The organism is Paenibacillus sp. P3E, from assembly GCF_001909045.1.
GTDB classification, from domain to species: Bacteria; Bacillota; Bacilli; order Paenibacillales; family Paenibacillaceae; genus Paenibacillus_AQ; species Paenibacillus_AQ helianthi.
In genome coordinates this window covers 1-13,697 of record NZ_LVWH01000024.1, presented here as the reverse complement: position 1 = coordinate 13,697, position 13,697 = coordinate 1, and the positions used below count along the sequence as shown (strand labels likewise).

The 13,697-nt window shown below is 48.3% G+C and carries 16 protein-coding genes and 1 riboswitch; of the genes, 14 read left to right on the top strand and 2 right to left on the bottom strand.

Annotated elements, in window-relative coordinates; translation table 11 throughout:
* Window positions 1-107: 107 nt before the first annotated feature.
* From A3842_RS04415 to A3842_RS04370, 10 genes are all read left to right on the top strand, one after another.
* Window positions 108-845, top strand: coding sequence for a ZIP family metal transporter (locus tag A3842_RS04415; protein WP_074100578.1), 738 nt, complete (start codon window positions 108-110; stop codon window positions 843-845).
* 78 nt (window positions 846-923) lie between these two features.
* A riboswitch (PreQ1 riboswitch) is annotated at window positions 924-967 on the top strand.
* Between the two features lie 230 nt (window positions 968-1,197).
* Complete coding sequence (queF, locus tag A3842_RS04410; protein ID WP_074084472.1) at window positions 1,198-1,698, top strand: preQ(1) synthase; 501 nt, start codon at window positions 1,198-1,200, stop codon at window positions 1,696-1,698.
* Between the two features lie 28 nt (window positions 1,699-1,726).
* The gene (queC, locus tag A3842_RS04405) at window positions 1,727-2,389 is read left to right on the top strand and encodes a 7-cyano-7-deazaguanine synthase QueC (RefSeq protein ID WP_074084471.1); all 663 of its coding nucleotides are present in this window, start codon (window positions 1,727-1,729) and stop codon (window positions 2,387-2,389) included.
* The gene (locus tag A3842_RS04400; RefSeq protein ID WP_074100577.1) at window positions 2,389-2,871 is read left to right on the top strand and encodes a 6-pyruvoyl trahydropterin synthase family protein; all 483 of its coding nucleotides are present in this window, start codon (window positions 2,389-2,391) and stop codon (window positions 2,869-2,871) included. The genes queC and A3842_RS04400 overlap by 1 nt, the downstream gene beginning before the upstream one ends.
* A complete protein-coding gene (queE, locus tag A3842_RS04395) occupies window positions 2,864-3,586 on the top strand; it encodes a 7-carboxy-7-deazaguanine synthase QueE (protein WP_178381934.1) in 723 nt (240 codons plus the stop codon). Before A3842_RS04400 ends, queE begins: the two co-directional genes overlap by 8 nt.
* A gap of 177 nt (window positions 3,587-3,763) precedes the next feature.
* Entirely contained in the window at window positions 3,764-4,291 is a 528-nt protein-coding gene (locus A3842_RS04390; RefSeq protein WP_074100576.1) for a cysteine hydrolase family protein, read from the top strand.
* Window positions 4,291-5,109 carry a VanW family protein gene (locus A3842_RS04385; RefSeq protein ID WP_256701505.1) on the top strand — a complete coding sequence of 273 codons (819 nt, stop codon included), beginning with the start codon at window positions 4,291-4,293 and terminating at the stop codon, window positions 5,107-5,109. Before A3842_RS04390 ends, A3842_RS04385 begins: the two co-directional genes overlap by 1 nt.
* Before the next feature lie 90 nt (window positions 5,110-5,199).
* The gene (locus A3842_RS04380) at window positions 5,200-6,336 is read left to right on the top strand and encodes a zinc-dependent alcohol dehydrogenase (RefSeq protein ID WP_074084467.1); all 1,137 of its coding nucleotides are present in this window, start codon (window positions 5,200-5,202) and stop codon (window positions 6,334-6,336) included.
* Between the two features lie 174 nt (window positions 6,337-6,510).
* On the top strand, window positions 6,511-7,425 hold the full coding sequence (locus A3842_RS04375) for a DMT family transporter (RefSeq protein WP_178382290.1): 915 nt from the start codon (window positions 6,511-6,513) through the stop codon (window positions 7,423-7,425).
* A 34-nt stretch (window positions 7,426-7,459) separates the two neighbouring features.
* Entirely contained in the window at window positions 7,460-8,311 is an 852-nt protein-coding gene (locus A3842_RS04370; protein WP_083609474.1) for a class I SAM-dependent methyltransferase, read from the top strand.
* Between the two features lie 75 nt (window positions 8,312-8,386).
* Here A3842_RS04370 and A3842_RS04365 read toward each other — a convergent pair whose 3' ends face one another.
* A complete protein-coding gene (locus A3842_RS04365) occupies window positions 8,387-9,283 on the bottom strand; it encodes a LysR family transcriptional regulator (RefSeq protein WP_178382289.1) in 897 nt (298 codons plus the stop codon).
* A gap of 322 nt (window positions 9,284-9,605) precedes the next feature.
* Between A3842_RS04365 and A3842_RS04360 the strand changes: the two genes are divergently transcribed.
* The 4 genes from A3842_RS04360 (at window position 9,606) to pstB (ending at window position 13,283) form a co-directional block, all read left to right on the top strand.
* On the top strand, window positions 9,606-10,574 hold the full coding sequence (locus A3842_RS04360; RefSeq protein WP_074100574.1) for a phosphate ABC transporter substrate-binding protein: 969 nt from the start codon (window positions 9,606-9,608) through the stop codon (window positions 10,572-10,574).
* A gap of 99 nt (window positions 10,575-10,673) precedes the next feature.
* Window positions 10,674-11,576 (top strand): phosphate ABC transporter permease subunit PstC, encoded by a 903-nt coding sequence (gene pstC, locus A3842_RS04355; RefSeq protein WP_143186154.1) that lies wholly within the window; start codon window positions 10,674-10,676, stop codon window positions 11,574-11,576.
* Window positions 11,573-12,469 carry a phosphate ABC transporter permease PstA gene (pstA, locus tag A3842_RS04350; protein WP_074100573.1) on the top strand — a complete coding sequence of 299 codons (897 nt, stop codon included), beginning with the start codon at window positions 11,573-11,575 and terminating at the stop codon, window positions 12,467-12,469. The genes pstC and pstA overlap by 4 nt, the downstream gene beginning before the upstream one ends.
* Before the next feature lie 37 nt (window positions 12,470-12,506).
* Entirely contained in the window at window positions 12,507-13,283 is a 777-nt protein-coding gene (gene pstB, locus A3842_RS04345; protein WP_074084462.1) for a phosphate ABC transporter ATP-binding protein PstB, read from the top strand.
* A 94-nt stretch (window positions 13,284-13,377) separates the two neighbouring features.
* Here the strand turns inward: pstB and A3842_RS04340 are convergent.
* A partial coding sequence (locus A3842_RS04340; RefSeq protein ID WP_218618650.1) for a hypothetical protein occupies window positions 13,378-13,697 on the bottom strand: 320 nt, incomplete at its 5' end.

Sequence of the window (13,697 nt, the reverse complement as noted above, 5' to 3'; positions counted from 1 at the left end):
ATTCACTACCGGACCTGCAGATGATTGTAATATTCTTTTCTAGTGTAAATTACTATCAGGCACTTCTATTTATATCTGAGCTATTTTAGTTAAGGAAGGTGAATCTATTGTGGAGTGCTCTGTTATGGGGGGCCATTTCCGGCTCTGCTGTGCTACTTGGAGCGCTGCTGGCGTTATATCTGCCGATCCCGAACAAGTTGATTGGATTCATTATGGCTTTCGGTACGGGGGTACTCATTGGTGCGGCGGCGTATGAACTGCTGGATGATTCGGCCAATGAAGGGGGGCTTATCCCGGCCATTATCGGATTCACAGCCGGTGCAGTGGTGTTTACACTATTTGACTGGTATATCTCGCACAAAGGCGGTGCAGGACGTAAACGATCCGTCAGAGACAGCAGCAATACGAAGGCGCAGGGAGGCGGTATGGCTATTTTTGCGGGAACAGTGCTGGATGCTATTCCGGAATCGATTATGATCGGTGCCAGTCTGATCTCCGGTCAAGGGGTCAACATGCTGCTGGTTGTTGCTATCTTCATCAGCAATATTCCTGAAGGCTTGTCCAGTACGTCAGGACTTAAGCAGGACAATTACAGCAGGGGTAAGATCGTCTTATTATGGCTCGGCGTTCTTGTGATATCCACCATCGCATCGGGTGCAGGATACTTGTTCATGGATCATGCCAGCGGATCTACGACGGCGCTGATCGCCTCTTTTGCCGGGGGAGGAATTATCTCTATGGTATCCTCCAGCATGATGCCCGAAGCCTATGAGGAAGGCGGACCGCTGACCGGACTTGTTGCCGCGATGGGAATGCTCTGTTCACTGATTTTGGATCATCTGTGAGGGTTGTCAACCCACCGCCCGGCATGGTATAGTTCAATTCGCCAGTAATATCATAAAGAAGAATTCTGGGCCTTGAGCACAGGAGAGGTTCGCAAACTCCCTCTATAAAAAACTAAGACCGTTTTGGCATAAATCATCCCGGAAATAAGGGGTCCAGGAAAAGTGTAGGCAGCCGCCTGTACTTCTCTTCCTGTTATGCTGTGCGCAAAAAGACAGCGCCTGTCAGTCAGCATTATACATCCGTTCGAATTGGGCGGGAGGCGTTTCTTCTTAGTAGAGCCAGGTTTTCGAAACTCGTTCTTCTTTCCAGTTCCGGTGAACTGCCGGAGGAAAAGAGAGGGGTTTTTTTGTCATGTCAGAAGGCAGATTGAAAGAGGAAATGCAGGAGGTTACCCTGCTGGGCAATCAAGGAACAACCTATAAATTCGGGTATGATCCGGACATTCTGGAGGTGTTTGACAACAAGCACCCCGACCGCGATTATTTTGTGAAATTCAATTGTCCTGAGTTTACGAGTCTGTGTCCCGTGACCGGCCAGCCGGATTTCGGCGCCATGTACATTTCGTACATTCCGGAGCAAAAAATGGTGGAGTCCAAGTCACTTAAGCTCTATCTGTTCAGCTTCCGTAATCATGGGGATTTCCATGAAGACTGTGTAAACATCATTATGAATGATCTGATCTCCCTGATGAAGCCGCAATATATCGAAGTCTGGGGTAAGTTCACCCCGCGTGGCGGGATTTCCATTGATCCTTACTGCAACTGGGGGCGTCCGGGAACCAAATATGAAGCGATGGCCGAGCACCGGCTGATCAATCATGACCTGTATCCAGAGAAAGTGGACAACCGTTAAACCGGGGCAAGTGAGAGGAGAATAACCGATGAACAAAAAAGCTTTAGTCGTATTCAGTGGCGGCCAGGACAGCACAACCTGCCTGATATGGGCATTGCGGCAGTTCGAAGAGGTTCAAGTGGTGACCTTCAATTATAATCAGCGCCACGCTGCGGAGATTGAGGTCGCCAAGGAAATAGCCGAGAAATTCAATGTGAAGCAGCATATTCTCGATTTGGGCCTGCTGAATCAGCTGGCGCCTAACGCGCTGACCCGGGATAATATAGAGATTGCCGCCGGTGAAGGGGAGGAATTGCCGAGTACATTCGTGGATGGGCGTAATCTTCTGTTCCTGTCTTTTGCAGCGATTCTTGCCAAACAGCTTGGGTATGCCAACATCATTACCGGGGTATGCCAGACCGATTTCAGCGGATACCCGGACTGCCGGGATGTATTTGTGAAGTCACTGAATGTCACTCTTAATCTATCTATGGATTACGAGTTCGTCATTCATACGCCGCTGATGTGGCTGGATAAAAAAGAAACCTGGAAGCTGGCCGACGAGCTCGGATATTTTGACTACGTTCGTGAGCATACGCTAACCTGCTATAACGGAATTATTGGCAGCGGATGCGGCACCTGTCCGGCTTGTCTGTTGCGGAAACGTGGCTTGGACCAATATGAAGCGGAACGAAATGAGGTCGTATCCTGATGATGGGCGAAGTATCTGTATGCAAAATCTTTACTTTTGACTCCGCTCATCAATTGGTAGGCCACAAAGGGAAGTGCAGCAACCTGCACGGCCATACCTACAAGCTGGAGGTCGTACTGAAGGGCAAGCCGCTGGTAGGAGAGGGACACTCTGACGAAGGGTTTGTCATTGATTTCAGCGACATCAAGGCAACGGTGCAGGAGAGTCTTCTGGACCATCTGGATCACGCTTTTCTGGCTATGGGGAATGAGCCTGTATTGGAGACACTGGTAAACACAGGTTCAAAGGTGGCACTGCTGTCGTTCCGTACAACGGTGGAAAACATGTCGGCATATATTGCCTACCGTCTGAAGCAGGCCTCACTCCCGCTGTATTCCGTTAAGCTGTGGGAGACTCCAACTTCCTGGGCGGAAGTGCTGGCAGCGGATATTCCTGATGAGGGGCCATCCTACCGCCTGTATGGGGGCTGTGACTGTGAGTAAGCTGCCGGTAATTGAGATGTTTGGTCCAACGATCCAGGGTGAAGGTGCGGTAATTGGTGTCAAAACCATGTTCGTCCGCACCTACGGCTGCGACTACCGCTGTAGCTGGTGTGATTCCGCTTTTACCTGGGACGGATCGGCCAAGGATAAAGTAAAGATGCTTTTGCCTGAGGAGATTATGGATGAGCTCACGCTTCTTGCCGGGGATAATTTTGATTGTGTGACCATCTCCGGGGGTAACCCTGCACTGATTGGTGAAGGAGTGGGCACATTCATCGATTTGCTTCACGAGCGCGGGATTCAGGCAGCCATTGAAACGCAGGGCAGCAGATGGCAGGACTGGTTCTACGATGTGGATGTGCTTACCATTAGCCCTAAGCCGCCAAGCTCAGGGATGAAGACCGATTGGAAGATGCTTGATGGCATTATGAACAAACTGAAGACCCAAGGCAAGTCTGCCTACAGTCTGAAGGTTGTAGTGTTTAATGATGAGGATTACCAATATGCGAAAAGCATCCACACCCGCTATCCGGAGGTCCCGATTTTCCTGCAGCCTGGCAATGATGATGTTACGGAAGAGGGAGACATTTCGGCCCGTCTGCTGGGACGGCTGGAATGGCTGTTCAATCTGGTCATCGCTGATTCTGAGATGAATAAGGCGAGGGTGCTCCCGCAGCTGCACGCACTCATTTGGCATAATAAACGGGGAAAATAATTTATAAACTGGATAATCAGCCGGACTTCTGCACTGCAGAGGTCCGTTTTTTTTGGGATATTCGCAAGTTGGAAGCAACTGTTACAAAAATGAAGCTGTATCATTTCCTGTTCTGGTATAATTTTTAGCGTAGATATAGGGCTCGTTATTATTATATGAATGAGGAGAGATTATCCAATGGCAAATGATTCTACTGCGTTAGTTATCATCGATGTTCAAGAAGCAATGTATTCTTATCCAGACATGAAGCTGTATGAGGAGGAGAAAGTGACGGGCAGAATCGTCTCCCTCCTGCATAAAGCACGGGCAGCAGGCGTTCCGGTTGTATATATTCAGCACACTGAAGATCAAGAATACACTAAGGGGACTCCCACCTGGCAGATCAGCCGGCATGTCACCCCGCTGGAAGGTGAGTTGATTGTCGAGAAGCCTACCTGGGATGCCTTTCACCGGACAAATCTGCATGATAAGCTTCAGGAACTAGGCATTACCAACCTGGTGATCTGCGGTATGCAAAGCGAGTTCTGTCTGGATACCACCACCCGACGGGCATTCAGCATGGGATACTCAAGTGTGCTGGTTGAGGATGCGCATACTACCTTTGACAATGAAAGCTTAAGCGGGGGCGAAATTGTAAAGCATCACAATTCGGTCATTGGAGGGAGATTTGCCAAACTTCTTAAGGAACAAGTGGTGGAATTCTAATGGATACCGCCAAAGCAGCCATGAAGCCAATCCGGCGTTCCCCCCTGAGACTTTTTGCCGGAAAACAGTATTTTACCTGGAAAAGATACGGGCAATGGGTAATACAACGGAAGAAGAGAGCCAAGGTGCATCTTGCAGAAGACCTTCATTTTCGTTCCGCCAGTCATGCAACACCGCTGCTGCGCAGTCTGCGGAATGTTGATATGCAGCTCCAGTATAACAAGATAACAAACCTGAAGCTTGCTGTCTCGAAGCTAAATGGTCTGATAATACGCCCCGGTGAGACATTTTCTTATTGGCAGAACATCGGAAAGCCGACCCGGCGGAAAGGGTACCTTGATGGGATGGTTCTGTATTACGGCGGATTTCGTTCCGGAACCGGGGGTGGCTTGTGCCAGTTATCCAATCTCATCTACTGGATGACTCTACACACGCCGCTGCGTGTTACGGAACGGCACCGCCACAGCTATGATGTATTCCCGGATGAACAACGGACTCAGCCTTTTGGCAGCGGGGCCACTTGTGCTTATAACTATCTGGATCTGCAGCTCCTGAACCCGACCGAAGAAACCTATCAGCTTAGACTGTGGCTGGATGACACTCACTTATATGGGGAATGGCGCTGTGATGCCGAACCACTCTATACGTATGAAGTTTACGAAGCGGAGCATGTGATCAGTCTGGAACCGTGGGGAGGTTACATCCGCAGAAACCGCATCCGGCGCAAGGTAATGACGCCTGAAGGCGAGTTGGTGGCCGATGAAGCGGTTGCCGAGAATGTTGCACTGATGATGTATTCCCCGCTCTTGCATGGATAAACCTGAAGGATTTGGGGGCATAACATAGTATGGCTTGCAGGAATTATAGCCTGCTGGTTCATATCTCTTCATCCGAAGGAGTGGTCATACATGATCGCAGTAACCTATCAAGGCAAGAAGAAAGTAGCTGTCAAAGAAGTTGCTGATGCCAAGCTTGAGAAAAAAGATGACATCATCGTCCGTATAACCTCTACAGCCATCTGCGGCTCGGACCTCCACATCTATAATGGAGAAATCCCTGGTATGCATGACGATTACATTATTGGGCATGAACCGATGGGAATCGTGGAGGACGTGGGTCCGGAGGTCACCAAGGTGAAGAAGGGCGACCGTGTCATTGTTCCGTTTAACGTAGCCTGTGGCCAGTGCTACTTCTGTCGTCATGAAATGGAAAGCCAATGTGATCATGCCAACGATGCCAAGGATACAGGTGGTTATCTGGGCTATTCAGATACGTATGGCGGGTTTGCCGGCGGTCAGGCTGAGCTACTCCGTGTACCCTATGGCAATTTTGGCCCGTTTGTTGTGCCTGAGGATGCAGAGATGGATGATGAGAAGCTGATGTTTCTCTCAGATATCGTGCCGACAGCCTGGTGGGGTGTTGAGAACGCCGGCGTCAAACGGGGAGATACGGTCATTGTTCTGGGCTGTGGGCCGGTTGGGCTGTTGACTCAAAAGTTCGCGTGGATCAAAGGGGCATCCCGGGTGATTGCCGTAGATCATGTTCCGTATCGTCTCCACCATGCCAAGCAGACCAATAATGTGGAGATTTTCAATTTTGAGAAAGTGAAGGACATTGAGTCACATTTAAAAGAAATTACCCGCGGTGGAGCAGATGTAGTTATTGATTGCGTCGGTCTCGATGCCAAAAAAACAGTGGTGGAAAAGGTGGAAACCACACTGATGCTGCAAGGGGGCTCGCTTGGAGCTTTCAGGATTGCAGCAGAGGTCGTGCGTAAGTTCGGAACGATCCAGTTGGTCGGTGTGTATGGGCTTAACTATAATATGTTCCCGCTGGGACATCTGTTTGAGCGCAATATTACACTTAAGATGGGACAGGCTCCGGTTATTCACTACATGCCCGCTTTATATTCAATGATTAAAGAAAATGTATTTGATCCAACGGATATCATTACGCACAGGCTGCCGATCAGCAGAGCAGAACATGCGTACAAGGTCTTCAATGAGAAGGAAGAGGATTGCATCAAGGTTGTGCTTAAGCCTTAGTATGGAACGTAAGCATCCGGATAAGGATCTTCATAAATAGAGGCATGGACTTCTTCCAGGAAGCGGAGTTCATGCTTTTTTATTTGCTTATTTATTGTGAAAATGGCTGCAATTTTCTTCATTCTGCGATAAATTAACATAGTGAGTTATATCTAACCTGAAAGGAAGCCATCCGTGAATTCAAAAAAGCCACCCGTTCCTGTCCCGCTTCTGATGCTAATTGGAATTGTGGCCATCTCGTTTTCTTCAATCTTCATCAAATGGTCGGATGCTCCAGCATCCGTTCAAGGTATGTACCGGCTGCTCTTCACCTCGCTTTTGATGCTGCCTTTTGCCAGGCCGTACAGCGGGGCGGCATTTGCGCTGCGCCGTAAGGATTGGCTCATGCTGGGAATCTCTGGCGTTATGCTGGCCTTGCACTTTTTACTCTGGATGGGTTCGTTGAAGTATACCTCTGTGGCCAGTTCAACCATGATTATGGCGCTGGAGCCTGTATTTATTATGCTGGGAGCCTACATACTGTATAAGGAAAGAAGTACCTCTTCCGCTATATTGGGTCTGGGCATCGCCATAATCGGTGTGGTCTTTATCGGCTGGGGAGATATTGGCCTCTCTGCGGACAACCTCAAAGGTGACCTGCTATCCATCGGGGGTACTGTTGCGGTTGCCGGCCATTTACTGATTGGACAGAAGCTTGTGGCCCGAATGCCATCCTATCTTTACAGCCTGATCGTTTTTATTTCGGCGGCAGCAGTATTTTGCGTATATAATTTGCTCTCTGGCATTCCATTCTTTGATTATCCCCCGCGGGAGTGGGGAATCTTTGTTCTGCTGGCTGTGGTTCCCACCGTATTCGGGCATATTCTGTTCAATTGGCTGTTGCAGTATGCTTCAGCAACTACAGTATCGATGAACATTCTGGGTGAACCAGTGGGGGCGAGCATTCTGGCCTTCTTACTCCTGGGTGAACAACTGACAGGGCTGCAATGGAGCGGTGGAGTATTGGTAATGAGTGGACTCGCTGTATACTTATATGCAGGACGCAAAAAAGCGGTGAAGGTAAAGGAAGCACTTCCGAGCGCATCCTAATAGATTATTAATAGAGATAAAGGGGTTTCTATCCATGAATGAACATGAACAATTTCCAAAACCAAAACCTAACGAACCGGAAGAAAGACAAGGCGTAGTTCCTTCCAGTGAAGAGCTGTGGAATGAGGATACCTACTCCGCCTGGACCGCCCGTTTCGGCACTCCTGCTGAAGCTGCGGCGAAGCTCATGAAAGATCCTGCTGCCAAGCTGTACCCTCTGCTGAGCTACCTAGGCGAGTTTCGGGATAAGAAAGTACTAAATCTCATGGGTTCTAACGGCATGAAAGCCGTAGCACTCGGACTCATGGGAGCAAATGTGAGTGTGGCCGATTTCTCGGAAGCCAACGCCCGTTATGCTGGCGAACTGGCCGAAGGAGCGGGCGTTCAACTTCAATACATCGTATCGGATGTGTTGAAGCTGCCGGAAGAACTGCTGGATAGTTCGTATGATATCGTCTTTGCTGAAATGGGAATCGTACATTACTTTACGGATCTGGCCCCATTTATGGATACTGTGTGCAGGCTGTTGTCACCCGGTGGCCGGTTCGTGCTGCGTGATTTCCATCCCGTCACGACGAAACTGATTTCCTCCAAGGGATCAACGGCCAAGATCCGTAAGCACAAGGTGAGCGGCGATTATTTTGACACTTCATTGGAGGAAAAGAAGGTATCTTACTCCAAGTATCTGCCTTCATCCGGCGTACCTTCGGGAGAAGAGAAACACAGTGTTGTATACTGGCGGCGCTGGACATTGGGTGAGATCGTGACAGCAGCAGCCAGAAGCGGGCTGATCATCCGGGAATTAGCCGAAGAGCCCAATTTATCTTCTGACGTTTTTGATGCAGGAATTCCCAAGACCTTCGCACTAGTGGCGGAAAAAATGTAGTAGTCTTCATAAACCAACAGGTATAGCCCTTGACGCTGTAAACAGTGTCCTCAAGGGGCTATACTTTTTTTTGAATTATTCCTCTTCTGCAATACCCGCTGCCAGTTCTGCAAACGCAAGTTGTAAAGGGGTAAGGGTATAATCTTTCCGCCATGCCAGTGCGAATTCACCATGCTCGGGCTGTACACCTGGCAGCGGTATGCAGCTTAAGACTCCCGCAGCGAGTTCAGCCTCAATTCCGGTCTTAGAGCATAGCCCCACACCTCCTCCGTTACGAATCATTCCTTTCATTGCCTCGGGTGAATTCACTACAGCATGTCCCCACACCTTCACACCATTCCGCTCAGCCCATTCATCCGTAATTCCCTGCAGAAAAGAACCTGTCTCATGCTGAATCCATGGCTCCAGGACAAGCTGATCAGGCGAGATATTCGGGATGTCCGCAAAAGGATGTCCTGCAGCAAACGCAATAACAGCCTCATTGCGGGCAATCGTGCGGGTTGTAAAGGAACTGTCCTGCCCGTCATAGGTATGCAGAACAGCAAGCTGGATTTCCCTGCCCCGCAATCGCTCGCGAATGACAGTATCCGGCTGCACGGACAGCGAAATATCCAAGCCGGAGTGCTGGCGGATGAATTGCGATGCCAAATTAGGCAGAAGATAAGTACCTGGCACATAGCTTGCTTCGATTTCGAGATGACCGGAAGAGAGAGAGGAGTATTGCTTGAGGCTTCGTTCAGCTTCAGCTGCAAGTGCGACAATCCGCGATGCATACTGATACAGCGTACGTCCCGCATCGGTAAGCAGCACCCGTCCGCTGCGGTATTGAAAAAGTGGGGTGCCCAGCTCGCTTTCCAGGCTTTTCATATGAAAGGAAACGGTAGGCTGTTTTAAGCCCATTTCGGCAGCCACATCGGTTACTTTTTTATATTTTTCAATCAGGACTACGATTTGAAGCTTAACAATATTCACCATGTACCTCCACAAAAATAGGGATTCATTAAAGGATTTTATTCTTAATATAGATTATATCTATAGTGATATACAATTACTATTATGTTTTTTATCCTTCGCTTTACATACTTAATACTTTTCCCTGACGAACGGGCTCTAGAATAAGAAGAGTCAGATGTGACACGAACACAGTCTGATGCTTCCAAAGGTGAGTTTTGTATGAAGCAGATAACCAGCAGCAGATACTCACAAAACATAGCGGATGTTGATCCGGTGGACATGTCTATTGTTCATTCACGGCAGCAGAGGCTATACAAAACACTCAGGAGGAGACAAAAAAATGCAATTCAGAAAAACGTGGGTCATGGCTTTGGCATTAACAAGTGTAGTAGCACTTTCGGCATGCGGCAACAACAACGGTGGAAACAATGCAGCAACCAATAATGGCGGGAAAAACGCAGCTGCCACTAATGCACCTACAGAAACGAGCAGCGGTACAGATTTGAGCGGATCTATTCTGGCTTCAGGCTCTACAGCATTGCAACCGCTGGTTGAACAGGTAGCTGAGAAGTTCATGAAAACCAATAAAGGCGTTGATATTCAGGTACAAGGCGGAGGAAGCGGAACAGGTCTTACTCAAGTTGCTGAGAAGCAAGTGGATATCGGTAACTCCGATGTATTCGCACAAGAAAAACTGAAGGATGCCGATGCTGAAAAAGCAAAAGCGCTTGTGGACCATCAGGTAGCGGTTGTAGCCATCGCAGCAGTAACTCATAAGGATGCAGGTGTAGATACTTTAACCAAGCAGCAGCTTGTAGATATTTTCACAGGTAAAGTAACGAACTGGAAAGAAGTTGGCGGTGCAGACCAAAAGATTCAGATCATCAACCGTCCAAGCAGCTCCGGAACACGTGCTACTTTTGAAAACTTCGCACTTGGAACCAAAACAGAAGATCTTCAAGGATCTATTCAGGAAGATTCTTCCGGTACGGTTAAGAAAATGATCGGAGAAACACCAGGAGCGATTGGTTACCTGGCTCTGTCTTACCTCGATGATTCAGTCAAGACATTAAAATATGATGGTGTTGAGCCATCTGTTGACAATGTAATCACTGGTAAATATCCGGTATGGGCTTATGAGCACATGTACACTAACGGCGAACCAACTGAGGTAGTAAAAGCATTCCTCGATTACATGGTGTCTGACGAAGTGCAGAACGAGAATGGTGATGTAGTGGAACTGGGTTATATTCCAGCTGTGAAAATGCAGGTTTCCCGTGATGTTGCGGGTAAAGTAACTACTAAGTAATTCACAACAAAACATTCAAGTGTATCATCCATTAGAACTTCAAGTGATTAGAGGCGGAATTCTTCTGCCTCTCTTTTCACTTTAGAAAGAGGGAGCATCTTGAGGGCAAAACCAAAGAAAACAAAGATTGAAAAACATCATATAGAAGATTTTATTGGACGGGCGTATATGTCCTTCTGTGTACTGCTATTGATAGTCATCATTATATCGATGGTATATTTTGTAGCATCCAAAGGAATATCCACATTCACCAGTGGAGATGTAAAAGTATCTGAATTTCTGTTTGGCACTAAATGGTCGCCTGAAGCGGACACACCTTCATATGGAGCTTTTCCTTTTATCGCCGGTTCCTTCCTGGTTACGCTGATTGCTGCACTGATTGCAAGTCCTCTAAGTATCTGTGCTGCACTGTTCATGACAGAAATTGTGCCAGGCTGGGGCAAAAAGCTGCTGCAGCCGGTAATCGAGCTGTTGTCCGGTATTCCATCAGTCGTGTACGGCTTCGTCGGTCTTAGCGTCATTGTTCCTTTTCTGCGTAATACGTTCCCTGGTCAGGGCATCGGGGTTGCTGCAGGCGCGCTTGTCCTGTCGGTCATGATCCTGCCGACCATTACAAGCGTGGCTGCAGACGCGCTGGCTTCATTGCCGCAAAATCTGAAAGAATCCTCTTTTGCGCTCGGTGCCACCCGGTGGCAGACCATAGCCCGTGTGATTCTCCCGACTACGTTCCCTGCGATTATGACAGGTGTGGTGCTGGGGATGGCTCGTGCATTCGGAGAAGCCCTGGCTGTGCAAATGGTTATCGGGAATGCACCTTTCGTTCCGCGGTCGCTCTTTGAATCGGCATCGACCCTGACCAGTGTGATTACACTGAGCATGGGCAACACGACGATGGGCTCACCGCAAAATAACGCGCTGTGGAGTATGGCGCTGGTTCTTATGCTGATGACTTTTGTCTTTGTCCTCCTCGTAAGAATGCTCGAAAGGAGAAATAAAATTTGAAGCCGAGAACCGCAGACAAAATTGCCACAGCACTTATCGTATTTTTCGCATTACTTATTGTAGCCATCCTGGTAGGACTATTGGGGTACATTCTGATCCGGGGCCTTAACCATATCAGCTGGGATTTCCTAACCTCTGCACCGCAAAAGATTCGCGCAGGCGGAGGCGTCGGGCCACAGTTGTTCAACTCCATCTACCTGCTGGTCTTGACCCTAATCATTACGGTTCCGCTAGGCCTGGGTGCCGGGATCTTCATGGCGGAATATGCCCGCCCAGGCAAGCTGACCAACTTCATCCGTCTGATCGTGGAGGTATTGTCTTCGTTTCCTTCGATCGTTGTCGGGTTGTTCGGTCTCCTGCTAATCGTTAACACCTTTAACCTCGGGTTCTCCCTGGTCTCAGGTGCTCTGGCGCTTACCTTCTTCAACCTGCCGCTGATGGTGCGGATTACGGAACAGGCCTTCCGCACAGTGCCGAAGCAGCAGAAGGAGGCAGGCTTTGCCCTTGGGTTGTCCAAGTGGAAGATTGTAACTACTGTGCTGCTTCCAGTCGCGTTGCCGACCATTATCACCGGAACCATTCTGTCGGCGGGACGTGTCTTTGGGGAAGCGGCTGCGCTGATGTTCACGGCAGGCATGAGCAGCCCTCGTCTGGATTTCACCAACTGGAATCCGGCTAGCGCAACTTCGCCGCTGAATCCTTTCCGTCCGGCAGAAACGCTGGCAGTACACATCTGGAAAGTTAACAGTGAAGGCTTAGCCCCGGATGCCATACAGATCGCAGCGGGAGCTTCGGCAGTGCTTGTAATTACGGTACTTATTTTCAATCTGGCTGCCCGTTACTTCGGCCGTTTAATATACCGCAAGCTTACGGCTTCAAAAAGAATGAGCTAGCAGCAAGTATACGATGGATCAATAGGAGGAATATGAGATGGGTATAGCGGAACCAATGGTACGCGAATCGTTCCAAACCGAGGATTTGAGCATTTTTTACGGCACTTATGAAGCAGTAAAAGGGATTAGTCTTCCTTTTGCACAGAATACAGTTACTGCGCTGATTGGTCCTTCGGGCTGCGGCAAATCGACCTTTCTCCGTTCGCTCAACCGGATGAATGATGAAATCTCCGGTTCCACAACGAAAGGAAGTATTTGGATCGATGGTGTGGACATCAATGCTCCAGGTACAGATGTAATCAAGCTTCGGCAAAAAATCGGTATGGTCTGGCAAAAGCCTAACCCCTTCTACAAGTCAATTTACGAGAACATTGCATTTGGTCCAAAATATCACGGGATCAAGGGCAAAGCGGCTCTGGATGAAATTGTGGAGAGCAGCCTGCGCCGCGCGGCTCTATGGGACGAAGTCAAGGACCGTCTGAAGGATTCAGCACTCGCATTATCCGGCGGACAACAGCAGCGTCTATGCATTGCCAGAGCATTATCGGTAAATCCTCAGATTCTCCTGCTGGATGAGCCCGCATCTGCCCTTGATCCGGTATCTACCGGTAAAGTCGAAGAGCTGATCAAGGAGCTAAAGGAGGATCTGCGGATTGTTATTGTCACACACAATATGCAGCAAGCTGCACGGATCTCAGATTATACAGCATACTTTTACCTGGGCTCGCTTGTAGAATATGATAAGACGGAGAAGGTCTTCAGCAACCCTGAGAATCAAATGACTCAAGAGTATATCATGGGCCGCTTCGGCTGATACTCTGAACAAGTATGGTCCCTCCTTGGTGAGGGACCATATTTTTTTGTTAAGCCCTCAGGCATTCAGAATTTGAAAACAGTTCCTAAAGGCTTTAATACTCAATATCCTTTATTTTCATTTTTTCAAGTTCAGCTTTGCGGTTTTTGATATGCTTTTCACGTCCAGTACCCCAGTCTCCAAGTATAAAAGAGATTAAAAGTAGAAACGGAAAAAGGGTTTTAGAATTTGGCTGTAATATGCCATTCATAAAAACATAAGCAGTTCCGATAATCAAAATTAAAGGAAGTATCCCTCCCCACAAGGGATTTTCTAATTTTACACTCAACAAATATTCTACCAACATTAATATAGCAGCAATACTCAAACCAATAATTAATTCAATCATTACGTTTCTCCTTATCTTTTTTATAT

Bases quoted from the DNA above. Each gene is read 5' to 3' on its own strand.
- queF (WP_074084472.1), top strand. From the start codon at position 1,198: ATGTCAGAAGGCAGATTGAAAGAGGAAATGCAGGAGGTTACCCTGCTG.
- queC (WP_074084471.1), top strand. From the start codon at position 1,727: ATGAACAAAAAAGCTTTAGTCGTATTCAGTGGCGGCCAGGACAGCACA.
- A3842_RS04400 (WP_074100577.1), top strand. From the start codon at position 2,389: ATGATGGGCGAAGTATCTGTATGCAAAATCTTTACTTTTGACTCCGCT.
- A3842_RS04390 (WP_074100576.1), top strand. From the start codon at position 3,764: ATGGCAAATGATTCTACTGCGTTAGTTATCATCGATGTTCAAGAAGCA.
- A3842_RS04385 (WP_256701505.1), top strand. From the start codon at position 4,291: ATGGATACCGCCAAAGCAGCCATGAAGCCAATCCGGCGTTCCCCCCTG.
- A3842_RS04380 (WP_074084467.1), top strand. From the start codon at position 5,200: ATGATCGCAGTAACCTATCAAGGCAAGAAGAAAGTAGCTGTCAAAGAA.
- A3842_RS04370 (WP_083609474.1), top strand. From the start codon at position 7,460: ATGAATGAACATGAACAATTTCCAAAACCAAAACCTAACGAACCGGAA.
- A3842_RS04360 (WP_074100574.1), top strand. From the start codon at position 9,606: ATGCAATTCAGAAAAACGTGGGTCATGGCTTTGGCATTAACAAGTGTA.
- pstB (WP_074084462.1), top strand. From the start codon at position 12,507: ATGGGTATAGCGGAACCAATGGTACGCGAATCGTTCCAAACCGAGGAT.